This window comes from Myxococcus dinghuensis (assembly GCF_024198235.1).
In the GTDB taxonomy this organism is placed as follows: domain Bacteria; phylum Myxococcota; class Myxococcia; order Myxococcales; family Myxococcaceae; genus Myxococcus; species Myxococcus dinghuensis.
This window is the reverse complement of the sequence record NZ_JAKCFB010000051.1, coordinates 1-25,217: the sequence shown is the minus strand read 5'-3', so window position 1 is coordinate 25,217 and position 25,217 is coordinate 1. Positions and strand designations below refer to the sequence as shown.

20 protein-coding genes and 1 pseudogene are annotated in these 25,217 nt (G+C 71.7%); 12 read left to right on the top strand and 9 right to left on the bottom strand.

The features are described from left to right. The first annotated feature begins 91 nt into the window (after positions 1-91). Positions 92-1,309 (top strand): sensor histidine kinase, encoded by a 1,218-nt coding sequence (locus LZ198_RS37770; RefSeq protein WP_253977002.1) that lies wholly within the window; start codon positions 92-94, stop codon positions 1,307-1,309. Continuing rightward, on the top strand, positions 1,306-2,658 hold the full coding sequence (locus tag LZ198_RS37765; protein ID WP_253977001.1) for a sigma-54-dependent transcriptional regulator: 1,353 nt from the start codon (positions 1,306-1,308) through the stop codon (positions 2,656-2,658). The genes LZ198_RS37770 and LZ198_RS37765 overlap by 4 nt, the downstream gene beginning before the upstream one ends. An 84-nt stretch (positions 2,659-2,742) precedes the next feature. Here LZ198_RS37765 and LZ198_RS37760 read toward each other — a convergent pair whose 3' ends face one another. Further along, positions 2,743-4,560: an SBBP repeat-containing protein gene (locus tag LZ198_RS37760; RefSeq protein ID WP_253977000.1), complete on the bottom strand. Its 1,818-nt coding sequence runs from the start codon at positions 4,558-4,560 to the stop codon at positions 2,743-2,745. A gap of 317 nt (positions 4,561-4,877) precedes the next feature. On the opposite strand from LZ198_RS37760, the gene LZ198_RS37755 reads away from it, so the two are divergent. The 7 genes from LZ198_RS37755 (at position 4,878) to LZ198_RS37725 (ending at position 13,066) form a co-directional block, all read left to right on the top strand. Continuing rightward, the gene (locus LZ198_RS37755; RefSeq protein ID WP_253976999.1) at positions 4,878-5,909 is read left to right on the top strand and encodes a hypothetical protein; all 1,032 of its coding nucleotides are present in this window, start codon (positions 4,878-4,880) and stop codon (positions 5,907-5,909) included. Between the two features lie 395 nt (positions 5,910-6,304). After that, positions 6,305-7,390 (top strand): hypothetical protein, encoded by a 1,086-nt coding sequence (locus LZ198_RS37750; RefSeq protein ID WP_253976998.1) that lies wholly within the window; start codon positions 6,305-6,307, stop codon positions 7,388-7,390. Between the two features lie 135 nt (positions 7,391-7,525). Next, the gene (locus LZ198_RS37745) at positions 7,526-8,974 is read left to right on the top strand and encodes a DUF6209 family protein (protein ID WP_253976997.1); all 1,449 of its coding nucleotides are present in this window, start codon (positions 7,526-7,528) and stop codon (positions 8,972-8,974) included. Continuing rightward, the gene (locus tag LZ198_RS37740; RefSeq protein WP_253976996.1) at positions 8,971-9,282 is read left to right on the top strand and encodes a hypothetical protein; all 312 of its coding nucleotides are present in this window, start codon (positions 8,971-8,973) and stop codon (positions 9,280-9,282) included. Before LZ198_RS37745 ends, LZ198_RS37740 begins: the two co-directional genes overlap by 4 nt. A 218-nt stretch (positions 9,283-9,500) precedes the next feature. Next, on the top strand, positions 9,501-12,014 hold the full coding sequence (locus LZ198_RS37735; protein ID WP_253976995.1) for a BamA/TamA family outer membrane protein: 2,514 nt from the start codon (positions 9,501-9,503) through the stop codon (positions 12,012-12,014). A 5-nt stretch (positions 12,015-12,019) separates the two neighbouring features. Then, entirely contained in the window at positions 12,020-12,631 is a 612-nt protein-coding gene (locus LZ198_RS37730; protein ID WP_253976994.1) for a hypothetical protein, read from the top strand. A gap of 102 nt (positions 12,632-12,733) precedes the next feature. Continuing rightward, positions 12,734-13,066 (top strand): hypothetical protein, encoded by a 333-nt coding sequence (locus tag LZ198_RS37725; RefSeq protein WP_253976993.1) that lies wholly within the window; start codon positions 12,734-12,736, stop codon positions 13,064-13,066. Positions 13,067-13,075: 9 nt separating this feature from the next. On the opposite strand, the gene LZ198_RS37720 is transcribed toward LZ198_RS37725, so the two are convergent. Further along, a complete protein-coding gene (locus LZ198_RS37720) occupies positions 13,076-14,092 on the bottom strand; it encodes an NADP-dependent oxidoreductase (protein WP_253976992.1) in 1,017 nt (338 codons plus the stop codon). 82 nt (positions 14,093-14,174) lie between these two features. On the opposite strand from LZ198_RS37720, the gene LZ198_RS37715 reads away from it, so the two are divergent. Further along, positions 14,175-15,350 (top strand): acyl-CoA dehydrogenase family protein, encoded by a 1,176-nt coding sequence (locus LZ198_RS37715; RefSeq protein ID WP_253976991.1) that lies wholly within the window; start codon positions 14,175-14,177, stop codon positions 15,348-15,350. Positions 15,351-15,423: 73 nt separating this feature from the next. On the opposite strand, the gene LZ198_RS37710 is transcribed toward LZ198_RS37715, so the two are convergent. The 7 genes from LZ198_RS37710 to speD form a co-directional block, all read right to left on the bottom strand. Further along, complete coding sequence (locus LZ198_RS37710) at positions 15,424-17,781, bottom strand: arylsulfatase (RefSeq protein WP_253976990.1); 2,358 nt, start codon at positions 17,779-17,781, stop codon at positions 15,424-15,426. A 167-nt stretch (positions 17,782-17,948) separates the two neighbouring features. Beyond that, entirely contained in the window at positions 17,949-19,586 is a 1,638-nt protein-coding gene (locus LZ198_RS37705) for an FAD-dependent oxidoreductase (RefSeq protein WP_253977027.1), read from the bottom strand. Then, the gene (locus tag LZ198_RS37700) at positions 19,577-21,073 is read right to left on the bottom strand and encodes a polyamine aminopropyltransferase (protein ID WP_253976989.1); all 1,497 of its coding nucleotides are present in this window, start codon (positions 21,071-21,073) and stop codon (positions 19,577-19,579) included. Before LZ198_RS37700 ends, LZ198_RS37705 begins: the two co-directional genes overlap by 10 nt. 30 nt (positions 21,074-21,103) lie before the next feature. Next, positions 21,104-21,331, bottom strand: a complete 228-nt coding sequence (locus tag LZ198_RS37695) for a DUF350 domain-containing protein (protein WP_234066390.1) — start codon at positions 21,329-21,331, stop codon at positions 21,104-21,106. After that, the gene (locus LZ198_RS37690) at positions 21,331-21,492 is read right to left on the bottom strand and encodes a hypothetical protein (RefSeq protein WP_253976988.1); all 162 of its coding nucleotides are present in this window, start codon (positions 21,490-21,492) and stop codon (positions 21,331-21,333) included. The genes LZ198_RS37695 and LZ198_RS37690 overlap by 1 nt, the downstream gene beginning before the upstream one ends. A 28-nt stretch (positions 21,493-21,520) precedes the next feature. Further along, entirely contained in the window at positions 21,521-23,419 is a 1,899-nt protein-coding gene (locus tag LZ198_RS37685; RefSeq protein WP_253976987.1) for a DUF4178 domain-containing protein, read from the bottom strand. Further along, entirely contained in the window at positions 23,416-23,790 is a 375-nt protein-coding gene (gene speD / locus LZ198_RS37680) for an adenosylmethionine decarboxylase (protein WP_253976986.1), read from the bottom strand. The genes LZ198_RS37685 and speD overlap by 4 nt, the downstream gene beginning before the upstream one ends. Positions 23,791-23,890: 100 nt before the next feature. Between speD and LZ198_RS37675 the strand changes: the two genes are divergently transcribed. After that, positions 23,891-24,883: a lipase family protein gene (locus LZ198_RS37675; protein WP_253976985.1), complete on the top strand. Its 993-nt coding sequence runs from the start codon at positions 23,891-23,893 to the stop codon at positions 24,881-24,883. A gap of 120 nt (positions 24,884-25,003) precedes the next feature. Continuing rightward, a pseudogene (locus tag LZ198_RS37670) lies at positions 25,004-25,217 on the top strand (peptidylprolyl isomerase); the annotation flags it as partial.

The window sequence follows — 25,217 nt, the reverse complement described above, 5'->3', positions numbered from 1 at the left end:
CCCCGAGGAGCGGTAGAACGCGGGCGCAAGCGCGGCGCGACTCGCGCGTAGTCCCTGGCGCGCCCCCTTTCCCGTGAAGGCCCCCGCTCCGATGTCCCCCACGCCTCCACCCCCTCGCTTCCGTCGCCGGCTGCTCGCGGTGATGCTCGTGGCGGGCCTGCTGCCGCTGCTGCTGCTGGGCGCGCTGGCGCAGGACGCGCTGGAGCGGGTGCTGTCCGTCTCCGTGTCCCCCGTCGAGGCCGTGCTCGACGCGGTGTCCACGGACCTGGAGCGCCGGGGGCTGCCCCGCGACACGCTGGACGAGGCCCGCCTCAACCTCGCGCAGGCGGAGCTGGCCCGCCGCGCCCTCGTCCGCCGCGTGCCCGCGTTCATCACCGTCCTCGTCCTCGTCGCGGCCGCCGTGCTGGTGCTCGCCGCGGTGCTGCTCGGCCGCTCGCTCACCCGGCCCATCGTCACCCTCACCGAGGGCATGTGGGCCTACGCGCGCGGAGACCTCGCCGTGCGCCTGCCCGCGAGCGACCCGCCGCGCGACGAGCTCCAGTTCCTCCTGGGCCAGTTCAACCGCATGGGCCAGGAGCTCGTCGCCCAGCGCGAGCGCCTCAAGGCCGCCGAGCAGATCGCCGCGTGGCAGGACGTGGCGCGCGCCCTCGCCCACGAGCTGAAGAACCCCCTCACCGCGATGAAGCTCTCGCTCGCGCGGCTGTCGAAGGCGGACTCGGGCTCCGCCGCCGACGCCACGCGCGTCGCCGAGTCCGTGGCGCTCCTCCAGGAGGAGGTGGAGCTGCTGATGCGGATGACGCACAGCTTCTCCACCTTCGCCCGCCTGCCCGCCGCGCGCTTCCAGGACGTCGCGCTCCGCCCGCTCCTGGCCGAGGTCTGCGCGCTCTACGCCGGCACCTCCCCCGTCCCCGTCGAGCTCGTCCCGGGCCCGGAGGCGTCGCTGCGCGCCGACCCGGACGGCCTGCGCCGCCTGTTCGGAAACCTGGTGAAGAACGCCACGGAGGCCTCCGCTCCCGACGCGTCCCCCGTCCGCGTCCAGCTCCAGGCCGAGGACGGCCGCGCCGTGCGCGTCCTCGTGACGGACGGCGGCAGCGGCGTGCCGGGCGTGCTCGAGGGCCCAGCCCTCACCCGGGGCCTGTTCAGCACCAAGCCCGAGGGCAGCGGCCTGGGGCTCCCCATCGCCCAGAAAATCACCCACGAGCACGGCGGCACGTTGCGCCTGGAGCCCGCGCCCGGCGGCGGTACGCTCGCGAGCGTGGAGCTGCCGCTCACGCCGCCTCCCTCCCCCATGGCCCCCACCACCCCATGAAGCCCGGTCCCCGAATCCTCGTCGTCGACGACGACCCCGGCGTGCTCAAGGCCCTCAGGGGCCTGCTGAGCGACGAGGGCTTCGAGCCCGTCGAGGCCCGCTCCACCGCCGACGCCACGCGCCTGCTCGAGGAGCCGGACCGCCCGCCCGCGATGATGCTGCTCGACCTGCGCATGCCGGGCGAGACCGGGCTGGAGTTCCTCGCGCGCCTGCCGCGCCCCCTCCCCGTCCCCGTGGTCGTCCTCTCCGGCGAGGCCTCTCCCGCCGAGGCCGCGCAGGCCCTCAAGCTGGGCGCCACGGACTTCGTCGAGAAGCCGCCGTCCCCCGAGCGGCTCCTGACGGCGCTGCGCAACGCCCTGGCGCTCGGCGCGCTCCAGGAGGAGCGCGAGCGGCTGCTGGACGCGCTCGCCCGGCCCGGCCACCTCGTGGGCGACAGCCCCGCCATGGAGTCGCTGCGCCAGCTCATCGCGCGCGTGGGGCCCAGCGACACGGCGGTGCTCATCACCGGCGAGACGGGCACGGGCAAGGAGCGCGTCGCGCGGGCGCTGCACCTGGCCTCCGGGCGCAAGGGCCGGCTCGTCGCCGTCAACTGCGCGGCCATCCCCTCCACGCTGCTGGAGAGCGAGCTGTTCGGCCACGAGAAGGGCGCCTTCTCCGGCGCGCTCGCCCGCCGCGCCGGCCGCATCGAGCAGGCCCACGGCGGCACGCTGCTCCTGGACGAGATTGGCGACATGCCGCTGGAGCTCCAGGCCAAGCTGCTGCGCGTGCTGGAGACACGCGAGGTGGAGCGGCTGGGCGGGTCGGTGCCCGTGCCCGTGGACGCGCGCATCCTCGCGGCCACGCACCAGGAGCTGGCCCGCGCGGTGCGCGAGGGGCGCTTCCGGCAGGACCTCTTCTTCCGCCTCGACGTCATGCCACTGCACATCCCCCCGCTGCGCGAGCGCACCGAGGACCTGCTCCCCCTGGCGCGCGCCTTCGCGGCGGAGTTCGCCGGCCCGGACGTCGCGCTCACCCTGGCGCCCGGGGCGGAGGCCGCGCTGCGCGCCTATCCCTGGCCCGGCAACGTGCGGGAGCTTCGCAACGTCATCGAGCGGCTCAACCTCCTGCGGGGCCACGGCCCGCTGACGCTGGGCCCGGAGGCCATCTCCGGCCCCATCGCCGCCGCCGCCCCCTCACGTCCCAGCCTGGGCGACAAGAGCTACCGCGAACACGTGGAGGACTTCGAGCGGGACCTCATCCGCGCCGCGCTCCAGGAGGGCGAGAGCATCGCCGGCGCCGCGCGGCTGCTCCAGGTGGACCGGGGCAACCTCTACCGGCGCATCAAGGCGCTCGGCCTGCCGGTGAGCTGAAGCCACGTGGCCGGGGTGCCCGAACGACGGGAACAGGGGCGCGGCGCACGCGAATCGTGCCGCGCCCCAGGTCACCTCACACCGTCACAGCGGCTTGGCGATCTTGCTCAGGAAGGCATCCGGGGCGCCCTGGAGCGTGTTCCCCTGGTAGTTGCCGTCCACGTAGCCGCCCACGTACAGGTTGCCCGTGTCGTCCACGACGACGCCCATGCTGCGCACGTCCTGCGCCGCGCCGTTCAGCTGCGCCGTCTCCTGCTGCACCACCCACTGCAAGGCCCCGCTGAAGTTCAGCTTGGCCACGTAGTTGTGGACCTTCCCGCCGCTCGTGTCCGTCACCTGGGTGATGTCCGCCACGCCTCCGCCCGTCATGTAGATGCCGGACGTGTCCACGTAGAGGCCCATCGCCCACGAGCCGGAGCCCGAGTCGAGCTCCCACACCCACTCCTTCGTCCCCGTCGGGCTGAAGCGCGCCACGAACACGTCGATCTGCGGGATGACGTTGGGCACCCCGTCCATGCCGCCGCCGGCGTAGCCCGCCAGGTACACGTTGCCGGCCGCGTCCACCTGCGAGCCGTACAGGTAGGCGCCGGTGTTGGGCGCCCCCGCCAGCCGGGTCCACTGCTTCACCCCGTTGGCGTCGTACTTGGTGACGAAGACGTCCTGCGGCCCCGTCAGCGTGTTGCCGTCCAGGTTGCCCGTCGTCCACCCGGACACGTACACGTTGCCCGCGTTGTCCGCCGCCGCCCGGCGCCCGTGGGTGACCTTCCCCGCGACGCCCAGCTGCCGCGTCCACTGCTTCACGCCGCTCGCGTCGTACTTCACCACGAAGGCGTCGTACTGCCCGGTCACCGTGTTGCCGTCCAGGCCGCCGTTCGTCGCGCCCACCAGGAAGGCGTTGTCCGCCGCGTCGAGCGACACGCCGTAGCCCTCCGTCTGGGCCCCCGCCACGCCAATCTGCCGCGTCCAGCCGAAGACGCCGGTGTAGCGGTAGCGCGAGATGAAGGCCGTGGTCCCCGTGGTCGGCACCGGCTGCCCATCCAGCGAGCCCCCGGTCCAGCCCGCCACGTAGATCTCCTCGAACGCGCGGTTGCGGGCCACGCCGTAGCCCAGGGTCACCGTGCCCGCCACGCCCAGCTGCTTGTGGAACAGCAGGTTGCCGTTCCAGTCGCGCGCCGTGAGGAACGCGTCCATGGGCCCCACCGCCGTGGCCCCGTTCAAGCCCACGGAGGTCATGCCGGTGGAGTAGGTGCGCCCGGCCGGGTCACCCGCCAGGTCGTGGATGCGGCTGAAGCCCCCGGACGCCCCGGACGTCTTCGTCCACAGGGAAGACGTCATGGGGTAGGGCTGACAGTCGATGAGCTCCAGCCGGGAGATGGAGATGACCACGTTGCCCGTGCGGGCGTCGTTGTCGTCCGTCACGTTCAGCCGGTACTTCTTGTACGCGCCCGGCGACGTGACGACGTACTCACGACGCCCGTTGCCCGGCCAGCCCGTCTGGTTGGAGCGCGCGTCCACCGTCACCCAGGCGCTGCCGTTCCACCCGTCCAGCGTCCAGTCCTTCGGGGCGCGCGTGGTGATGGTGCCGTTGTCGTAGCCGATGGCGTAGCGCTTCACCGTCTGCGCCGCGCCCGGGAACTCGTAGGCCAGCCACGCCGGCGTGTTGCCAATCGACGACAGCCAGAACGTCGTGGCGCTGTCGAACGCCTTCCACGCCGGATAGTCCGCGGAGTAGACGCTCGAGCTGGTGACGGTGCCTGACGGCGTCGTGTTGCTCGTCATCACCGGAATCAGGTTCGTGCACGTCAGCGCCTGCCCCTGCTCCGCCAGCTCGCCCCGGGGCTCCGCCTCGAGCGACTCCGCGCCCTGGCAGCCCATCAGCGCGATGGCGCCCATGACACCCATGTTTCGAAACTTTCGCCAAAGACTCACAATGACCTCCTTGATTTGCCGTTCGTGAATGAGGCGAACGGATTCACGACCGGGTTTCGATATCGAAACCCGGCTCATTCGATTGACTTCTCATTCGAGCTTGATTGACTTTCATTGAGCGTTCGCCTGACGGCGCTGCTCGGAGATTTCCCTCGGGCCGCGCACGCTCCGGGCCGCTCGACGCGCGAGGGGCCCCGCCCCGATTTGTGTCGGGTCGAGGATTCCTCTAAACCATGCGAGTCACCGAATTCACGGTGACCCTTCTCTCAGTGCCCTCCAGGAGAATCCCCATGAATCGCCTAGGCTCGGCGTTTCTCGCAGTCAGCCTCATGACCGGCTGTGGTGGTGTCGTCACCGAATCGGATGTGTCGGCCGAGGAGTCGCAGCAGCACACCGCCGCGCCCCTCACCTCGGCGAACGTCGACGTGCCCCCGGAGTGCCTGGGCATCCTCGACTTCGTGAACGGCGTGAACTACGCGACGCTCGACTACTACCTGCCCAGCAACATCGCGAGCGCCATCATCGCCCGCCGCGCCACGACGCCCTTCGTGTCCATCGCGGACATCTCGTCGCTCTCGGGTGTCGCCGACACCCGGCTGAAGGAGATCGAAGAGGGCGCGCGCGCCGAGTTCTATCTCAAGCCCAACTGCGTCGGCATCTTCGACGAGCTGGCGGTCTCCGCGGACGACGAGGCGGCCATCGTGGCCCTGGTGAACCGCATCAGCTCCACGGAGCTGCACGACACGCTGCCCAACGCCTGGAACGGCGCGGAGGCCCTGCTCAACACGCGGCCCTTCACGTCCGTCGCCGCCATCTCCAACACCGCCGGCATCGGCCCGGTGAGCCTGCGGAACATCCGCAACGCGGCCACGCTGAGCCACCCGCTGGAGGTCCTCGTCGCCGCCTTGGAGAAGGCCCCGAAGACCGACTACACCGGCGTGATTGCCCGCCACTTCGACTGGTGGAACGAGATGCGGTTCTGGATCGACGGCTCCTCGCGCACCGGTGGAATCACCTGCTTCGGCATCCCCGCGAGCCGCGTCCCCTACCCCGCCACCTGGCGCGCCAACCTCGCCGCGCCGGAGGAAGTCCTCGGCCGGTACGACGCCGCCATGGTGTGGGCCGACTACTACAAGCAGGTTCCCGAAGACATCAAGGTGGCCGGGCGCGCCAACCTCGCCAGCCAGCTCTCCGGGCGTCTGCTCTCCGGTTGCATCTACAGCTACACCACGTATCCGGGCTGGAGCGGCGGCACCGTCGCCTTCTTCTTCGACCCGGCGGACGGCTTCGGCGTGTCGACCCAGACCACCTGGACCGAGTGATTGCATGAATCCCTCCACCGCGTTCACTTGCGGGCGCGGTGGGGGTACCCCCGTCGATTCGGGTTCCCACGCGCGGACAGGGCCCATGAACTACCGGCGACCCGGCGCTCCTCGGGGCGGAAAGTGACGAAACCACCCCTCGCCGGGATGAGCCCTTCCAGGCGTGGGACCAACCTCTCGGCAGCAGTGGCGCGGGGCCTCTCGCGTCCACGCGAGACGCGGCTGCGTCCCGTGCGGACTCGGCTCCCACCGCGGACGCGGCTCATGCCCCAGGTTCACGTCGATGGCCCAGGGACGCATCACCCTCCCGGGCAGGCCACCCCGAATCCAGGTGAATCCCGACATCGAGGCATGTCCGTTGCACTCATCCCGGGCCTTCTCGGGAGACCATCGGCATGTCTTTGACCGCCAAGGATTATCGAACCATCTGGAGGCAGCTCCACGTCGACCACGATACGAAAGGGACTGGAGCCCGCCTGAAGGAGGAGATGGGCAACACCACGAATCCGGACAGCATGCGAGGCATCGTGCGAGGTGGCATGGCCGCGATGTCGTCGTATGCGGACTGGGAAGGCGCGCTCGACATCGCGGCGAACACGCTCGTGAACCTCTGCACAGCCCAACACGAGGCGCTGGCGGAGTGGGTCGCCGCGTTCGACAATTACATGAGTCCCATCGACCCGAGCTTCCGGGAGACCTTCTTCGGACGCTTCGACAAGGGCCGCCTCACGGGGATGACGTCGGGTGACGTCGTCGCGAACCATCGACGGGACATCGTCGGGATGGTCAAGCGGCTCATCAGCATGCCCGACTCGCCCACCGCCGCCGCGGGCATCGGGGAGAACGCCGTATTGAACGCCTACCGGAACATGTACTCCGTCCGGACGGGCAGCTACTTCAAGAGCATGTGGTCGAGCACCGACACGGACTCCCACCTGGCCCCCGTGTGGGCGGCCATCGTGGCGCTCCAGGTGGCCTGCCAACACGAGGAGGAGCGCCGGGCCGAAGCCATCCGCGAACAGGAGCGGCAGCGCGTCGCCCGGGAGAGGCGGGAGCGCCAGGAGGCGGAGGAGGCCTGGCTCAGGCGGAAGAGGCTCTTCAACGTCCTGAAGATCGACTCGAGCGAGTACGCCTACGACCGCAATGCCAAGGAGCGGATCAACTTCACCTGCGCCGCCCTGGTGAAGGATTTCCCCGTGGACGTCACGGAGTACGACGAGGAGGAGGTCGCCCGGCTGGTCGAGATCTCCAAGGGCAACATCTGCGTGGACCATGGCTACCAGCTCAGCGGCAACAAGCGGTACGTGCTCGACAAGCTGGATGAAATCGTCGCGCTCGCTCGCAAGAAGAAGTACCCCCTCACGGCACCCAAGTTCATCAAGACCCTCGAACAGGTCGCCGTCGACGCGTACTTCATCGGCGTGAGCGGCTCCGACGACGCCGACAAGAAGGATGTCAGCGGCGTGGAGCTGCGACGGTAGGGCCGCGCCGGACAGGGGTTCCCGAGGCAACGGAGCCCCTGACCTGAAATTCTGGCCGACCCGGAAACCCCACGCCTCCTGGAGCGATAATCCGTCGCGGCCCCCCCCAGGCCGATCTCCAGGAAGACCCGACTCATGTCGAACCGCATCGGCCGTCCGTCCTTCGTCCCCACCCCCTCCACCGGAGTCACGCCGAAGCGCCCGGCCCTCACCGCGGGAGAGAAGACGTCCTCGGCCCGCGCGGTGGACCAGTTCGACGCTCGCGCCTCCCGCGCCGCCACGCTGCTGACGGGCGCGAGCGCGACGACGGCCCCGGTGCCCGTCTCGTCGAAGGCGCTCGACATCCAGCCCCAGGTGCACGAGGCCACGGGTTACGAAGCCCGCTTCGAGCAGGGCGGGCGCAAGGCCTCCGCCGCCGTCGCGGAGCACGGGCGCGTGCAGCTTCCCACCGGCTCCGGCCGAGGCCCCTCCTTCCACGCCGAGGCGGGCAAGCCGCTGACCGTGAGCGCCGACCCGGCGCGCTTCTCCTCCAGCTACGAGAAGGTCGAGCTGGTGTGGCGCCTGTACCCGGGTGGCACCGAGAACGTGGTGCCCATGAGCGACGGCACGCGCGACGCGAACGGCCGGCTCGCCATCCAGCCCGCCACGTTCGACGTCCCCGCCGACGCCAGCGGCCTGGTGCGGCTGTCGTTCCGCACCACGGACAAGAGCGGCCGCGTCAGCAACCAGTGGGACCCCAGCAACGACGCCTCCGTCGCCGCGCGCGAGGGCGCGACGGTCTCCTTCACGGAAGACTTCCAGACGCAGGTCGACGGCACCCTGCGCGCGGGAGACTCGCTGCGCATCGCCTACGACCAGGATCGCCTCAAGGCCATCGCCGGTGGCAAGACACCCTCGGAGGTCGTCGCCTGCGTGTCCTTCAACGGCGAGCCCGCCATCGAGGTGCCGCTGGACATCCGCCCCGACCAGGCCGGTCAGTCCGGCGGCATGTTCCTGCCCTCCCTGCGCGTGCCCTTCGAGGCCACGAACGTGGCGCTGTGGTTCCGGGGCAAGGCGGACGACGGCACCTCCTGGGACTCCGCCTCCGGCCAGAACTTCCAGTTCTCCGTGGGCGTGGCGCATGACGACGCGGACCCGTCGTGGAAGAACGAGCTGCTGCGCAGCAAGAGCTTCCCGAACCTCACCGAGGACACGTTCGTCGGCATCGGCCCGTCGTCACAGCGCTACAACTGCATCGCCTGGACGGTGGGCAAGCGCAACGAGTGGGTCTGGCCCGGCACCCGCGTCGAGGACTTCGACGCGCTGTACGCGCAGCAGGGCTACGAACCGCTGGACTCGGTGGACCTGAGCCACGACCCCACGCTGGAGAAGGTCGTCATCTACGGGCGCAAGCCGGCCACGGGCAAGGGCCCCATCGAGGTGACCCACGGCGCGCTGATGGACGAGCAGGGCCGCTTCACGAGCAAGATCGGCACGCAGCCCCTCATCCGGCACGAGAGCGCTGACGACCTGACCGGGCCCTCGTATGGTGCGCCCGTGCGAGTCTACGTCCGTCCCCGGCAACCCGCGGTGAGCGTGTCATGAGCGAGGTCGCCACGCGCTTCGATGCGCTCGCGGCGCGGTGGGAGCTGCACTGCGCGGACCACCGCGAGTCCTCCAACCCCTCCGTGTTCCTGGACCACCCGACCTTCGAGGCGCTGGTGGAGATGGGACCGGAGGCGGTGCCCCACATCATCGAGCGCTACCGCTACGGCAGCCTCTTCTGGGGCGCGGCCCTGCGGCGCATCACCGGCGTCACCACGTTCGGGGATGGCGTCGTGGGGGACCTGGATGCGACGCGTCGCCACTGGCTGGAGTGGTGGGACGCACACCAGGGCACCTACACCCGCTGAGCGGCCCACCCTCCCGCTGACGCCGGCCCACGCCGCCAGCGGGAGCGACGCCAGCACGCGGAGTCCCTCTCCCTTTCCTGGAGGGGACGCGGCAATCACCAGGCGCGATGTCAGTATCACATCCTGATTCGACATCAGGATGTGCCCATGACATCGATGCGACAGGCGGGCATCCGTGCTTTCAAGCACTTGCCGCATCGTCCCGGCTGGAACGCTCCATGCTCTGCCCTCCGCGCATGAACCGCCTCGCGCTCATCTTCTGCCTCGCCTCGCTCGCCGCCGGCGCGCAGCCCTCGCCGCAACCCGGCAGCGCTCCCGCCCCCCAGGACTCCGCCACCGCTCCGGGCCAGCCCGCCCCCGTGAAGACGGAGGCCCCCACGGCCGGGCAGCCCGGACCGGCCCCCGCCGTGGACGCCGCGCCCCAGCGCTCCGAGGAGGAGGGGGAGGACGAGACGTCGGATGCGAGCACCGAGGAGAACCCCTTCGAGGCGTCCGCGTCGAAGGCGCCCCGGCGTCATGACGCGTGCGAGGACGAGGACCTCGACGACGAGGCCGACTCCGAGGAGGCCGCGGTGCTCGCGCCGCTCCAGCTCACGTTGGATGGGCGCGTGCTGGCCCCGGGCCTCGTCGAGCTCCACGGCCTCCAGCGGCTGAGCGAGAAGCAGGTGCGGGCGTTCGTCGGTCACCCCACCACGGCGCCGCGGCAGGTGCTCACGCCCCGGCAGGCCCAGGCGCTGCTGCGCAGGCTGGCGCACACGGGCCTCTTCGCCCGCGTCGAGCCCCACGTGCGCGTCCCCGAGCAGGGCCCGGCCGTGCTGGAGGTCCACCTCACGGAGAACCCCATCGTCACCGGGGTGAGCGTGGAGGGGCTCCAGGACCTCCAGGAGGACGAGGTGCTGGAGGAGCTGTTCCGCCTGCCGCCCCGCTTCCCGGACGAGGACGACGAGGAGGACGACCAGCTCGTCGCCACCCTGCGCCTGGACGGCGTCCGCGGCACGCTCTCCGTGGTGCACCCCTGCCCGCCTCCGCGTCCGCCGCGTGAGTGGCTCGCGCGCATGGAGCGCGGGAAGTTCCGCGCCGGCGTCGCGCTGGGCGGCGTGAGCGCGGCGATGCAGCGGGCGCTCGTGGACCTGCGCGACCAGGGCTACCTGCTCGCGAGCCTCTCCGGCACGCTGACGCCGGACGGGCGCCTGACGGTGAAGGTGGACGAGGGGCGCCTGGACGGCATCGACGTGGTGGGCGTGGACGGCGCCATCGCCGAGCGCGTGCGCGGCGCGCTCGACCTGAAGCCCGGCGACGTCTTCCTGCGCAGCGACGCGCGCCGCGCCATGGACCGGCTCCAGGAGCGGCTGCCCTTCCTCGAGGCGGGGAGCCTGGACGGCGACGAGCAGGAGCTCTCCCGGCGCCGCGCCGCGCGCATCGTCGAGGAGCAGGCGCCGGATGGCGTCCGCCACTACCACACGGAGGAGACGAAGCGCCCCGAGCGCCGCCGCCGCGAGCGCGTCGAGTTCGAGCTGAACTGGCGCGAGCTGTTCGAGCTGTGGGCCGAGGAGGGCCACAGCCAGGGCGTGGGGCTCGAGGGCTCGCGGTTGGTCGTCCACGTGCGCCCGCGCCGTCCGGACCTGGACGTGGACCTGTTGCCCGTGCACACCCAGGTGACGGGCTTCGCGCCGGGCCTGTCGGGCAAGCTGCGCATCTGGGACTCGAAGGACCGGGTCCACACCACGCTCGACGCCGCGGCCTTCATCCCCCTGCGGCTGGGCGGCCAGCGCATCCCCGATGACGAGGAGGGCACGAAGCGTCAGCGCCGCCCCAACCTGCTCGCCGGGGCCAAGCTGCGTGTCCCCGCCGCGGGGCTCGCGGAGCTGGGCGCGCAGGTCCACGACTTCACCGACACGCTCGACCGCTGGCGGATGAGCGACATCGACTCGTCCATCTACTCGTTCCTCATCAACCGGCCGGACCGCGACTACTTCCGCCGCAAGGGCTTCGCCGGCTTCGCCACGTGGCGCTGGTCCGAGTCCTTCCTCGCCGGCGTCTCGTACCACGACGACCGCTACCAGACGCTGCGCACCTTCTCGCCGCCCCTCACCCTCTTCCGCCGCGACTCCACGCCCTTCCCCAACACGCCCGTGTCCGAGGGGCGCTTCAAGTCCGTCGTGGTGCGGCTGGAGTACGCCAGCAACCCGCAGCGCTCGGAGGACGTCGGCTCGCTGTTCCGCACGCCGGAGACGCCGCTGCTCGACGAAGGGAAGGACACCTGGCGCACGCCGTCCCTGCGCTCGCTCGTCACCCTCGAGGTGGGCGAGGGACCCGCGGCGGGTGGCGCGGACGAGCGGTTCTGGAAGCTGGTGGGAGACTTCTCGCTGGTGGTGCCCACGGGCTGGAACGACACGGGCCTGAGGCTGCGCCTGCGCGGCGCGGGCGGCGAGCGGCTGCCCGAGCAGAAGCGCGAGGCGCTGGGCGGCTGGAGCGCGCTGCGGGGCTTCGGCTTCAAGGAGTACCGGGGCGACGCGTCGGTGCTCGCCAGCGCCGAGTACCGTTGGAACTTCTTCGGCCTCTTCGCGGACATCGGCACCGTGCACCAGGAGGACCGGTGGACCGACGCCCGCATCGGCCTGGGCACCTCCTTCCACTTCTCCGACGACGTGCGCGTGGACGTCGCCTGGCGCACCGACGAGAAGGCCACGGCCACCCCCGAGGCCCGCCTGTTCTTCGTGCGGACGTTCTGAGGCCCATGGCACCCATCGGGACACGGACGAGACGCGGACTCGGCGCGGCGCTGCTCGCCGTGGCGGGCCTGCTCGCGCCCGGGGCGTGGGCCGAGGAGCCCCACGTCGCCTGCGCCGCCACCGTCTCCGGGCGCCGCGTCATCGCGCGCGCGGAGGCGCTGGACTTCGTCTCCTCGGAGCTGGACCGGCTGGTGCGCCTGGGCATGGCGGGCCGGCTGGAGGTGGAGCTGACCCTGTGGCGACGCCGTTCACTCTGGTTCGACACCCAGGTGGACATCACCCGCGTCACCCAGGTGCTCGCCTTCTCGCGGGGCGGCTACTTCCTGGACGGAAGGGCCCTGGGCGAAACGCCCGAGGTGCTGGCCCTGGAGCGCGTCGCCTGGACCCTGGAGTCGAGACCGGAGCCCGGGGAGCGCTACCGCGTGCGAGTGGAAGTGAAGCTGCACGTCGTCACCGCCGCGAGCCTGGGCCGCATGGCCGCGTGGCTCACCCACGGGGGCGACGACGAGGACGAGACGCAGGACCGCTCCACCGTCACCGGGACCCTCCTGCGCTCCGTCGCCGAGGACCTGTCCCGACGCGCCGCCGGGCGCTGTGACGTCACACCCCAGCCCTGACACCCGGCCCGGACGCGGGCGGCCTCCCGCCCGCGTCCCCGAAGCCCCTCCCACCACCGCCTCACGAATGCCCGGCCCCTGGTCGCGGCAAGGAAGACCGTCATGCGCGCATGGCTGCTGTCGCTGCTCGTCCTGGCCACCTCGTGTGGCTTCCACCTGGAGGCGCCCGCCCGCACCGTGGACGTCGTCGTCCCGGCCGGCATGGAAGAGGACGGCCTCCATGTGCCCGTGCTCTACCTGGAGCAGGAGCGGGCCTTCTTCTTTCCGGAGGGGCTGGGCGGCGGCGCCCGGCCCGTCGAGCCGAGCGCCCGTGAGCTGATGGCGCTGGGGCGCCGCCAGGACATCGTCATCATCGAGGTGGGCGCGGAGACCTCGCGCCGCGAGGAGCACCTGCCGGACGGCCGGCGGCGCTACGTCACCCACGTGAGTCCGTAGCGAGACGGCTCACGCCACCCGCACGAGCGCGCGGCCGAAGTTCTCGCCCCGGAACAGTCCGGCGAAGGCGGCGGGCGCGGACGCCAGGCCCTCCACCACGTGCTCCCGGTGGTGCAACGTCCCGTCGCGCAGGCCCTGTCGCAGCTCGGCCCGCGCGACATCGAAGCGCGCGGCGTAGTCGAACACCACGAACCCCTCCATGCGCAGGCGGTGGGTGATGAGGTACGGCGTGTTGCGCAGCCCGGCGCGCTGGCTCGGGGGCACGCCGTAGTCCGCCACCAGGCCCGACACCACCACGCGCCCTTTCGAGGCCATGCACGCCAGCGTCGCGTCGAGCGTCGAGCCGCCCACGTTGTCGAGGTACACGTGGACGCCGCCCGGACAGGCGCGCCGGATGGCCGCCTCCAGGTCGGCCTCCGCGCGGTGGTCGATGACGGCGTCGAAGCCGAGCGACTCCAGCACCCAGCGACACTTCGCGGGCCCTCCGGCGATGCCCACCACGCGCGCGCCCTGCCGCTTCGCGAGCTGCCCCGCGATGGAGCCCACGCCGCCCGCCGCGGACGACACCAGCACCGTCTCCCCCGCCTGGGGACGCCCCAGCTCCAGGATGCCGAACCAGGCCGTCAGCCCGGGGATGCCGAGCACCCCCAGCTCCGCGGAGTACGACTCCGGCGGCCCCGGCTCCACCTTGCGCAGGCCCTGCGAGCCCACCACCGCGTGCTCGCGCCACCCCCACGCGCCCACCACCACGTCCCCGGCCGCGTAGCGCGGGTGACGCGACTCGAGCACCTCGCCCACGGCGGCGCTCGCGATGACCTCGCCCGGCGCGAGGGCGGGCGCATACGTGTCCACCCCGCCCAGCCGCGCGAGCGTGCCCGGGTCCACCGACACGAACAGCGTGCGCACCCGCAGCTCCTTCTCCCCCGGCTCGCGCACCTCGACGGACTCCACGCGGAAGTGCTCGGGCCCGGGCAGGCCGGGGATGTGGCGGGCGAGGACGACCTGGCGGCTGGGCAGCGTGCGCATGGGCGGCTCCTGTTCGGGCCCACACCATCCCCGGCCCCGCGCCGTCTGGCAATCCGGTGACGGGCCTTCATAGGCTGGCCGGATGACGAGCGCCCTCCCACACCCCACCGCCTCCACGCAGTCCATGCTGAGCACCGTCGAAGCGCTCGCGCCGGACCTGTCCGCGCGCTCCGACGAAATCGAGGCGGCGCGCCGGCTGCCCCAGGACCTGGTCGACACGCTGACGCGCGCGGGGGTCTTCCGGATGATGGTGCCGCGGGAGTACGGCGGCCTGGAGTTGCCCCCCACGCAGTCCTTCCAGGTCATCGAGGCGCTCGCGCGCGCGGACGGCGCCGCGGGCTGGTGCGCGATGATCGGCTCCGCCACCGCGATGGTCGCCGCCTGGCTCCCCGAGTCCGCGGGCCGCGCCATCTTCTCCACGCCGGAGGTCATCACCGGGGGCGTGGCCGCGCCCCTGGGGCGGGCCGAGCGCGTCGAGGGCGGCCACCGGGTCACCGGCCGCTGGCCCTGGGCGAGCGGAGGTCACCACAGCCACTGGATGGTGGGCGGCGCGGTGGTGACGGAGGGAGGCAAGCCGCGCATGGTGCGAGAGGGCGTCCCGGAGACGCGGCTGTTCCTCCTCCCCCGCGAGCACCTGGTGCTGCACGACACGTGGTTCTCCTCCGGATTGTGCGGCACGGGCAGCGGCGACATGGAGGTGAAGGACCTGTTCGTCCCCGACGACCACGGCTTCTCCCTCTTCGCGCGCCCCGTGCTCGCGCGGCCCCTCTACGGCTTCCCCTTCGGCCTGTTGTCGCTGGGCATCCCCGCCGTGGCGCTGGGCATCGCCCGGCGCGCCATCGACGCGCTGACGGCGCTGGCCCGGCAGAAGACGGTGGTGGTGGAGCGAAGGCTGCTGGCCGCGCGCCCCGCGGTGCAGGAGGCCGTCGCCGACGCGGAGGCGCAGGTGCGCTCGGCGCGGGCCTTCACCCTGGAGGCCATCCAGGCGGCGTATGACGAAGCCTCCCGCGGCCCCGTCTCGCTGCGCGCCCGGGCGGAGCTGCGCCTGTCGCTCACCCACGCCACGCGCGGCGCCGCGCGCGCGGTGGACCGCATGTACGAGGCGGCCGGCGGCACGGCCGTGTTCCGGGAGAGCCCGCTCCAACGTTGCTTCCGCGACGCGCACACCATCACCCAGCACGCCATGGTGGCGCAGCCCACGCTGGAGCTGACGGGGGGCGTGCTGCTCGGGTTGGAGCCGGCGCTGCCGACGCTGTGAGGACAAGAAGAGGCCCGGCCTCCCTGAAGCGCAGGGGAGGAGGCCGGGCCTCCGGGTGTGGCGCCACCACGAGTCACTGGCGCGCCATCATCGTCTTGCGCTCGGCGTCCTCGTCGTGGAGGTGCTCGCCGGAGACGTCCACCACCACCTCGCGCAGCCGGCCGCCCCGGAACTCGAAGGGCGGGTGGTAGCGCTTGCTGACCGACGAGTTCTCGTCGCGGCCACACGTCAGCCCCTCGCCCAGGCTGATGACCAGCGGCATGGTGGCGGTGATGTCGCTCTGCGCGACGAGGTCCCCGTCGATGAAGAGTCGTCCGATGCCCGGCGCGCCCTTGCCCGCGGGCAGGTCCGGCTGTCCGGTGGGCTCGAACTCGAAGCGCAGCTCCGTGCTCCCCTCGGGAATCTCCATCCCGGACTCGATGTGGAACTCCTGCTCGCCCACGAAGTTGTAGACGTAGTGCAGCCGCCGGTCCTGGATGAAGAAGGTGTAGCCGCCGGTGAGGCCGCCATGGCTGAGCAGCACGCCCTCCGTGTCGTCCTCCACGTCCACCCGCGCGGTGATGGAGTGGGGGCGGTTGAGGACGTGGACCGCGACGTTCTCCGGCGCGGGTGAGGTATGCGGGCGGTAGACGTAGCGCGTGCGGTCCGGGGAGATTTGCGGTCGCTCCACCGCGAAGACGGCGCGGTCCGGCGAGGCGAGCGGCAGGACCTTGAAGCGGCCCGCCTCCACGTACCAGAGGGCGATCATCTCCAGCAGCTTGCCGCGCTCGCGCGAGGCCACGTCCCGCGTCTCCGAGCAGTCCTCCGCGACGTGGTACAGCTCCCAGCCCTGGGCGTCGAGCTGACGCAGCCGCTCCTCGTCGAGCTTCGCCTCGCCGAACTCCACGCCGGCCTCCGCGAAGGAGGGCCCCGGGAAGGGACACACCGCCCTCCAACCGTCGTGGTAGAGCGCACGGCTGCCGAACATCTCGAAGTACTGCGTGTGGTGGCGGCTCTCCGCCCGCGTGTTGTTGAAGGAGTGCTTGAAGCTCACGCCCTCGATGGGGGACTGGGTGACGCCACGCAACGCCGTGGGCGGCTCCAACCCCAGGCAGTCGAGCACCGTGGGCACCATGTCGATGGCGTGGCAGTACTGCGTGCGCACCTCGCCCCGCGCGCGGATGCCCTTGGGCCAGTGGACGATGAAGGGGTCCGCGGTGCCACCGCGGTACACCTCACGCTTCCACCGGCGGAACGGCGTGTCGCCCGCCCAGGCCCAGCCCCAGGAGTAGTGGTTGAAGTACTTCGGTCCGCCCAGCTCCTCCAGCGCCGCCAGGTTCTGCTCCAACGACTCCGGCGTGTTGTTGAAGAACTTCAGCTCGTTGACGGAGCCATGCGGTCCGCCCTCCGGGCTGGCGCCGTTGTCGGAGATGACCATGACCAGCGTGTTGTCCAGCTCGCCCGTCTCCTCGAGGAACTGGATGAGCCGGCCGATGTGGTGGTCCGTGTGCTCGAGGAAGCCCGCGAACACCTCCATCATCCGCGCGTAGAGGCGCTTCTCGTCCGGGGACAGGCTGTCCCACTGCGCCACGTCCGGGTCATGCGCGGACAGCGTCGTGTCCGGAGGGATGACGCCCAGCTCCAGCTGGCGGCGGAAGACCTTGCGCCGGTACACGTCCCAGCCCTCGTCGAACTGCCCCTCGTACCGGTCCGACCACTCCTTGCGGACATGGTGGGGCGCGTGCATGGCGCCCGTGCAGAAGTACAGGAAGAAGGGCTTGTCCGGCGCGACCTGCTTGGAGTCGGCGATGAAGTCCACCGCGCGCTCCACCAGGTCCTCGGTGAGGTGGTAGCCCTCCTCGGGTGTCTGGGGTGGCAGCACCGGGTGGTTGTCGTGCACGAGGTCCGGGTAGTACTGGTGCGTGTCCCCGCCGAGGAAGCCGTAGAAGCGCTCGAAGCCCCGGCCCAGCGGCCAGCGGTTGTAGGGCCCCGCCGCGCTCGTCTGCTCCGCGGGCGTCAGGTGCCACTTGCCCACCGCATACGTGTTGTAGCCCTGCTCCAGCAGCATCTCCGACAAGAAGCCGTTCTCGAACGGGATGGTGCCGTTGTAGCCGGGGTAGCCGAGCGACACCTCGGTGATGGTGGCCATCCCGTTGGAGTGGTGGTTGCGGCCGGTGAGGATGCACGAGCGCGTGGGCGAGCACAGCGCGGTGGTGTGCATGTTGGTGTAGCGCAGGCCGCCCCGCGCGAGCCGGTCCAGGTTCGGCGTGCGGATGGGCGAGCCGAAGCAGCCCAGGTGCCCGAAGCCGGTATCGTCCAGGACGATGAACAGGACGTTGGGCGCGCCGTCCCTGGCGCGCAGCGGACGCGGCCACGCGGGCGAGGACTGCTCCCACGTCCGACCGATGGTGCCGGGGAAGGCGGTGCCGGGCTTGTATTCCTTGAGCGACATGAGGGCCTCCGTGAAGTCGAGCCACGGGGACCGGCGCCTCGCCACGCATCCGTCTGTCGCGAATGCGGCACGCGGCCCGCCCCGAGGATGAGGGATGGGCACGCCGCGCGACGCCCACCGCTGTCCCCGGGGCGCGCCCGGGCGACCAGGGCCCGGCCCGCCCGCCGCTACAGCCAGCTCTCCGAGCGGACGTCCAGCTCGGCGAGCACGCGCTCGGCGGCCTTCACCCCGAACCAGTTGGCCTCCTCGAAGAGGGCCAGCCCACCCAGGTCCGTGTGCGCGAAGTGCAGGTGGCGGCCCAGGCTCTGCGCGGCGGCGCGGCGCTCCGGGCCCCAGACGAAGCCCGGCGTGGGCCGCACCATGGCGTGCCCCCAGCGCTGCACCTCCAGCCGCTGCGCCTGTGCGGAAATGCCCGGGTGCGCCGGCCGCAGGTCCGCCATCACCAGCGCCTCCCAGTCCGCGTAGCTGGCCGACAGCGCCTTCTCCCGCTCCGCCTTCACGTCCGCGCCCGCCATGGGCAGGTACCACGTGAGCACCGTGGGCCCGCGCTCGTCCTGGCGCAGCAGCTGGTGCGTGGCCACCACGTAGCCCAGGCTGCGGCTCTCGTAGAAGACGTTGTCCCACGCCAGCGGGAAGCCGCGCGACGCGGGCGGCGAGGACAGCGTCAGGTTGGCCACCACCCAGGGCGCATAGCTGAACGCGCCCAGCCACGACGGGCGCTCGCGCCGCCACGGCTCCACCACGTGCGCGGCGATGAAGCGCGGGCAGGCCAGCACCACCTGCCGGGCCTGGAAGGCGCGGGGCTGGCCCGTGCGCGCGTCCAGCGCGTCCACGCGGCAGCCCTGCTCGCCCGGCGTCACCGTGTGCGCCAGCACGTCGCGCGACACCGCGCCAGGGGGCAGCGAGGACGCCAGTTGCTGGACGAGCCGGCCATTGCCCTCGGGCCAGCTCAGGAACCCCTCGCTGCGCTCACCCTGCCCGTTCTGCCGCGCGGCGAAGTACCAGATGCCGGCCCACGCGGAGACGTGCTCGGACACCGCGCCGTAGTCGTCGCGGCACGCGTAGTCCACCAGCCACTTCAACCGCGCGGAGCGGAAGCCCTCGCGCGTCAGCCACTCCGCCATGCTCAGCGCGTCCAGCGCGGTCCACTCCGCGTCGTCGCTGGACAGGGCCGTGGGCACGGCGAAGGCCTTGCGCCCCTTCGCGTCGCGCGCGGCGGCGAAGGCGTTCATGCGCGCGTCGAAGCGCGCCAGCTCCGCCAGGTCCTCCGGCGTGGCGCCCACGCGCAGGTAGAGGCCCTCGTACCAGTGCCCCTGGTAGAAGAGGCGCTCGTCCGGCTCCTGGATGAGCAGCTCCTCCTCGAACGTGGGCAGGCCCTGCGCGTCCACGCCGGCCACCGCCCCCATCTCCCGCAGGAGCCGCACCACCGGCCCCCGGTCCTCCAACGGCGCCGGCAGGTAGTGCGCGCCCCAGGGGAACGCGGACACGGCGTTGCGCCCCGAACGGGACGTGCCGCCCACCTCCGCCTCCAGCTCCACCACCCGCACGTCCTTCACGCCCGCGCCCTTGAGCCGCCACGCGGCGGACAGGCCCGCCACGCCGCCGCCCACCACCAGCACGTCCACCGGCTCCACGGCCTCCGCCCGTGGCAGCGGACCGCCGCGCAGGCGGTGCCCCAGCTCCACCGCGCGGTCCACCACGGCGCCGGGGATGGGCGCGCGCGGGGCGCTCTCGCGCTTGCAGGCGCTGGCCGCCACCGCCGAGCCGAGGAACGCGGCGACGAGCTCCCGCCGCGTCAGTTCCACCGGCGCCACTCCGCCTCGTAGTAGTGCACCAGCACCTGGTTGTTCAGCCGGTTCACCTCCGCGGGCATGGGCCCCATGTCCGGGGGGAACTGGGAGAGCGCCTCCAGCGTGGCCATGTCCAGGAAGCGCAGGCCCTCCGGCAGCGGCCGGTGGAAGCCCGGGGCCTCGTGGGCCACCAGCACGTAGCCCCACTCCCCGAAGGAGGGCACCAGCGCGTGGTACGGCTGCGTCCAGAAGCCCGCGGCCTTCAGCGTCGCCTCCACGCACCAGAAGGACTGCCGGGCGAACAGCGGGCTGGTGCTCTGCACCACCGCCACGCCGTCCGGCGACAGCCGCTTCTTGAGCAGCTTGTAGAAGCCCGTGGTGTACAGCTTGCCCAGCGCGAAGTTGTTCGGGTCCGGGAAGTCCACCACCACCACGTCGTAGCGCTGCGTGCCCTCGGTGAGGAAGCGCATGGCGTCCGCGTTGACCACGCGCATGCGCCCGTCCGTCATGGAGTGCCCGTTGAGCCGCGCCAGCTCGTCGTAGCGCGTGGCCAGGCCCGTGATCGCCGGGTCCAGGTCCACCAGCGTCACCGAGCGCACCTCCGGGTAGCGCAGCACCTCGCGCGCGGCCAGCCCGTCCCCACCGCCGAGGATGAGCACGTGCTCCACCTTCCCCGCGCGAATCATCGCCGGGTGCACCAGCGGCTCGTGGTAGCGGTACTCGTCGATGCTGGCGAACTGGAGGTTGCCGTTGAGGAACAGCGAGAAGCCCCGCTTGCCGCGCGTCAGCACGATGCGCTGGTAGGGCGAGCTGGACGCGTGCACCACGTCGTCCGCGTAGAGCTGGTCCTCGTAGAACGTCGTCAGCCGGTCGCCCAGCACGAAGCCCACGACCAGGAGCACCGTCAGGAGCACCGCCTTGACGCGCAGGCGCAGCGGGTTGCCGAGCAGCGGCGCGAGCAGCCACGTGCTCCACAGGCCCACGCCCGCGTTGAGGATGCCGAACAGGAGCGAGGTGCGCACCAGCCCCAGCTTCGGCACCAGCAGCAGCGGGAAGGCCACGCTGGCCGCCAGCGCCCCCAGGTAGTCCAGCGAGAGCACCTGGCTGACCAGGTCCTTGAACTTCAACTGGTCCTTGAGGATGCGCAACAGGAGGGGAATCTCCAGCCCCACCAGCGTGCCGATGACGATGACGCTGCCGTACAGCGCGACGTGGAACAGGTCCGTCAGCGTGAAGGTCAGGAACAGCAGCGGCGCGCACAGCCCGCCCAGCAGCGCCACCGCCAGCTCCACCTCCACGAAGCGCTGGGCCACCCCCTTGTCGATGTAGCGCGACAGGTAGCTGCCGATGCCCATCGCGAAGAGGTAGCCGCCGATGACGGTGGAGAACTGGGTGATGGAGTCACCCAGCAGGTAGCTGGCCAGCGCCCCGACGACGAGCTCGTAGACGAGCCCGCACGTCGCGATGACGATGACGGTGATGTACAGCAGCGTCTTGTTCAAGGCGTCACTTCACGCGGGAGGACGGCACGCTCAGCCGCTGATGGCGGCGGCGACGATGATGGAGAGCCCGAGGATGAAGGAGCCGATGACGATGCCGACCGCCGTGTTCTGGTCCGCCTCCAGCTCCTTGTGCACGTCGAACGGGAGGATGAGGCGGATGACGTAGAAACCCGCCACGAACACCGCCAGGCCGATGAGCGAATAGATGACGCTCGCCAGCACTCCCTGCCAGCTGACCACTGCGCCCAGTAACAACATCACTTCCCTCCCTGAAAGCCACCAGTCCAGAGCAGCACGCCGCCTGGCCCCCGGCGGACGTTGGTGGGTACCTTGTCCCGCTCCTCGCCGGAGAAGGGCGCCCAGCCGGTCATCATCACCACCGCGTACAACAGCAGCACCAGGCCACCGAACCACTTCATGTCGCGACTCCTCGTCGTGCCATGCGCGTCATCCCCCGTGCAGGTTGCTGTCCGCCCAGCGCCGCGTCTCGAAGCTGTTGGAGCGCGCGAACGCGAGCACGGGGCCCAGGAGGATGAGCACCAGCGCCACGCAGAACCAGCCGCCCCGGGGCGTGTCGTGCGTGAGCTTCACGTCGAAGGCGCGGCCCCGCGGCGCCCCCGCCTCGAACGACGCCGTGGTGCGCAGCACGTACGTCCCCGCCGGCAGCACGCTCAACGTCGTGCTCGCGGAGGGGCTGCCCTCGCTCCAGGAGCCGTCGCTGTCGCTGCCGTGGTAGTAGCTCAGCTCCTCGTAGAAGCTGACCACGTCCCCGGTCTCCTGGTTGACGAGGTCGCCCTGGACGCCCAGCCAGTCGTTGTCCACGCGGGTGGTCATCTCCACCTTCATGTTGCCGCGCCTGGTCAGCTCGAAGGGCGGGCTGAAGCTCATCGCGGACGCGGACCCGGAGACGGACTCCGCGGGCACGTTGACGGTCCGCTCCAGCACCACCTTGTCGAGCGCGCTCGCCGCGAAGAAGCCCGACAGCAGGAAGAGCCCGGCGATCCACGCCAGCGACCAGAGCGTGGTCGACTTCACGCTCCCCGCGAAGGGGTTGGGCTGGCTGGGGAGGATGCCCTCCGGCGTCCCCACCGCCTTCAACTGGAAGGCCTCCTTCACCACCTGCGGCGCGAGGTACTCGCCGTGGGTGTACGTCACCTCGTCCTCGGTGGCGTCCACGTTGATGGAGTACGGCGGCGCCACGTACTCGGTCGCCTCCGCGTGCTCGCCGGCCGTCACCTCCCAGTAGAACTCGCCCTGCACCGTCTCCGTGACGGCGGTGACGTCCTGGAAGGCCCGGTAGCGCCGGCCCTCGAAGAAGGCGGAGACGTGCGGTGACAGCGACACGTCGCCCGCGGGGATGGGCTCCAGGAACACCCAGTGGCCGTTGGAGACCATCAGCCAGGTGAAGCCCTGGGAGGCGTTGTAGAGGAGGTATTCCTCCCACGGGTAGCGCACGCCCTCCACCGTGCAGGAGCGCACGAGGAAGCCGATACACGTCCACTCCGTGCCCTTCAGCGTGCCCCGCGCGCCCAGCGGGATGAGGGGGGCGTGGTCGGGCTTCTCCAACAGGCGCAGGAAGGACAGCTTCCCGCCGCTGACATCCAGCAGCGCGCCGCAGAAGGGGCAGCCCACGCGCAGCGACTTGTCCGGCGCGCGCAGCTCCAACGGGCCGTTGCACTCGGTGCAGCGCGCCTGTTGCAGGTCCACCTTGCGCCGGGCGCGGGTGCGCAGCTGCCCGGTGTCGATGCCCAGCTGCTCCAGCTTCAGCCGGGTGCCGACGAAGGCCTCCGGCGCCGAGTCCCGCGTGCCGAAGTCCAGGGTGAGGAAGGCGCCCTTGGGGCCGGTGGCGTCGACGTAGTGGGAGTCCCGCGTGGGGTCCACGTCGCTGGGGAGCTGGCCCTCCGCGGCGACGACGCGGCCGTGGCCCCGCTCCTCCACCACCCAGGCCCGGTTGCGCAGGTGCAGCCGCTCACCGGGGTGCAGGTCCCCGAGCCAGACGTCGTCCTCGACGCCCGCGTCGAACAGCAGGTGGAAGGCGCCCTCGGACTCGCTCAGCCACCCGGTGCGGCCGTCGTCGAACTCGACGTACCACTCGTCCCAGGGCCCCGCGCCGTGGTCCTTCTGGAGGTGGCCCACGATGCGGAAGCCGATGCGCTGATGACGCCCCTCCAGGCCCAGTTGGAGCGGGGAGTCGGTGGCGAGGATGCGGCCGATCTTCCCGTGCGCCTCGAAGTCCGCGCCCTTGCGCGCGACCACCGTCTGGCAGTGGCCGCACACCACCACCTGCGCGGAGCCCGCGGTGAACTCCACGTCCGCGCCACACGACGGACACCTCCCCTGCGTCACGCCGTCACCCCCCGTTTCAGCTCGCGCACCTGGCAGGACGCCGCGCCCACGTGCCGGGCCAGGAGCGACTCGAAGTCCGGGCGGGTGCGGGGGCGGCAGCAGTACACGTTGAGCGCGGCGAAGCCATGCTCCGGGAACGTGTGGATGGCCAGGTGGCTCTCCGCCAGGAGCGTCAGGCCGGTGATGCCACCGGGCTCCGGGAACACGTGCCACTGGGGCTGGCCCACGACCCGCAGGTCGAGCAGGACGATGAGCTCCTCGAAGAGCGCGGCCAACGCCCGCGCGTCCTTGAGCAACCCTGGCGAGCAGCCGCTCGCGTCAACCAGCCATTCCTGTCCGGTGGTCAGCTTCGAAGTCCTCCTGCCCTCCACCTACTTAGCACGAGCCCCGCGAGACGAAAGCGCGGCCGCCGCGAAGGACTCCCGCGCGTTGGCGCGCCGCGCCCGCTTCCCGCTACGCTCCGCCCCCGCGATGGCTTCGTGGCCCGGTCCCGACCCCACCTCTCCCGTCCCCACTCCCGCGCGCGAGCCCGGCGCCGTCGCCCGGCTGACGCGAGGACTGCGCGGGTTGCCCCCGGCGTCCCGCTGGTGGGGGCCCGGCTGTGGGGGTCTCGCCGGCTGGCTCCAGCGCGCCGCGACGGGCACGACGCCGCCCTCGCCCGACGTGACGCCGCGCTTCCACCAACTGCTCGCCCGCGTGAAGGAAGGCGAGCCGGTGCTGCCCGCGGAGGCCCGGCGCCACCAGTACGTGCTGGTGCGCGGCATGCTCGGCGACGAGCTGCCCGGCTACCTGCTGGACAACGTGCAGCGGCTGGAGCGCCGGGGCCTGGACGTGCTCGAGGCGCCGGTGGATACGGAGGGCCTGCTGCGGGACAACGTGGCGGTGCTGCGCGAGGCGCTGCTGGACGCGGCGCACTTCGGCCGGTCGGTGGTGCTGGTGGGGCACAGCAAGGGCGGCGTGGAGTGCACGGCCGTGCTCGCGCTGTACCCGGAGCTGCGGCGCGTGGTGCGCGCGGTGGTGACGCTCCAGGCCCCCTACGGCGGCTCCTCCATCGCGCACGACCTGGCCACCGCGCCGGAGATGCGGCGCCTCATCGACTTCGCCTTCCCGCTGCTGTTCCACGGCGTATCGCGCTCCGTGGAGGACCTGGCGTATCCCCAGCGCATGGACTTCGTCCGGGAGCACCCCTACCCCACGGACATCCCCACCGTGTCGCTGGCCACCTCCCGCCTGTCCCGGCTCTCCACGATGTATCCGCTCCAGCGCTACCTGCACGAGCGCTACCGCTACGCGTCGGACGGCATGGTGACGGCGGTGGACGCGGAGGTGCCGGGCGCGCGCGTGGTGCGGCTGGACGACATGGACCACGCCCAGGCCGCGCTGCGCGCCCTGCCGGGCCTGTCGCGCTACCACCCGGGTGACGTCACGGAGGTGATGGTGGCCCTGGCGCTCGAGTCCGGGTGACGGGCCGCCCCGGGGACGCAGGGCAGGTGGTGGCTTCTGCCGTCGAGAAGACGGCCGGTGGCCCGGGTGCTCCAGGTCGTTCCCCGGACGCCGTGGCAGGTGGGCTAGGCTGCGCGCGCCATGCGAACCCGAATCCTGACAACCCTCCTGCTGTGCCTCACCGTCACCGCCTGCAAGGACTCCGACAAGAAGGACTCCGCTGGCAGCGCCGCCACCCCGCCGCCCGCCGCCGCGCCCGCGCAGAAGCCGCCCGCGCCCGCCGCCGCGCCGCCCGCCGCCACGGCCGAGGCCACGGGTGAGTGGACGAAGAAGGCGGTGGCCGGACAGGACCTGC

What these genes read in the sequence shown, in the direction of transcription:
- LZ198_RS37770 (WP_253977002.1), top strand. Translation starts at nt 92, where the DNA reads ATGTCCCCCACGCCTCCACCCCCTCGCTTCCGTCGCCGGCTGCTCGCG.
- LZ198_RS37765 (WP_253977001.1), top strand. Translation starts at nt 1,306, where the DNA reads ATGAAGCCCGGTCCCCGAATCCTCGTCGTCGACGACGACCCCGGCGTG.
- LZ198_RS37760 (WP_253977000.1), bottom strand. Translation starts at nt 4,560, where the DNA reads ATGGGTGTCATGGGCGCCATCGCGCTGATGGGCTGCCAGGGCGCGGAG.
- LZ198_RS37755 (WP_253976999.1), top strand. Translation starts at nt 4,878, where the DNA reads ATGAATCGCCTAGGCTCGGCGTTTCTCGCAGTCAGCCTCATGACCGGC.
- LZ198_RS37750 (WP_253976998.1), top strand. Translation starts at nt 6,305, where the DNA reads ATGTCTTTGACCGCCAAGGATTATCGAACCATCTGGAGGCAGCTCCAC.
- LZ198_RS37745 (WP_253976997.1), top strand. Translation starts at nt 7,526, where the DNA reads ATGTCGAACCGCATCGGCCGTCCGTCCTTCGTCCCCACCCCCTCCACC.
- LZ198_RS37740 (WP_253976996.1), top strand. Translation starts at nt 8,971, where the DNA reads ATGAGCGAGGTCGCCACGCGCTTCGATGCGCTCGCGGCGCGGTGGGAG.
- LZ198_RS37735 (WP_253976995.1), top strand. Translation starts at nt 9,501, where the DNA reads ATGCTCTGCCCTCCGCGCATGAACCGCCTCGCGCTCATCTTCTGCCTC.
- LZ198_RS37730 (WP_253976994.1), top strand. Translation starts at nt 12,020, where the DNA reads ATGGCACCCATCGGGACACGGACGAGACGCGGACTCGGCGCGGCGCTG.
- LZ198_RS37725 (WP_253976993.1), top strand. Translation starts at nt 12,734, where the DNA reads ATGCGCGCATGGCTGCTGTCGCTGCTCGTCCTGGCCACCTCGTGTGGC.
- LZ198_RS37720 (WP_253976992.1), bottom strand. Translation starts at nt 14,092, where the DNA reads ATGCGCACGCTGCCCAGCCGCCAGGTCGTCCTCGCCCGCCACATCCCC.
- LZ198_RS37715 (WP_253976991.1), top strand. Translation starts at nt 14,175, where the DNA reads ATGACGAGCGCCCTCCCACACCCCACCGCCTCCACGCAGTCCATGCTG.
- LZ198_RS37710 (WP_253976990.1), bottom strand. Translation starts at nt 17,781, where the DNA reads ATGTCGCTCAAGGAATACAAGCCCGGCACCGCCTTCCCCGGCACCATC.
- LZ198_RS37695 (WP_234066390.1), bottom strand. Translation starts at nt 21,331, where the DNA reads ATGTTGTTACTGGGCGCAGTGGTCAGCTGGCAGGGAGTGCTGGCGAGC.
- LZ198_RS37690 (WP_253976988.1), bottom strand. Translation starts at nt 21,492, where the DNA reads ATGAAGTGGTTCGGTGGCCTGGTGCTGCTGTTGTACGCGGTGGTGATG.
- LZ198_RS37675 (WP_253976985.1), top strand. Translation starts at nt 23,891, where the DNA reads ATGGCTTCGTGGCCCGGTCCCGACCCCACCTCTCCCGTCCCCACTCCC.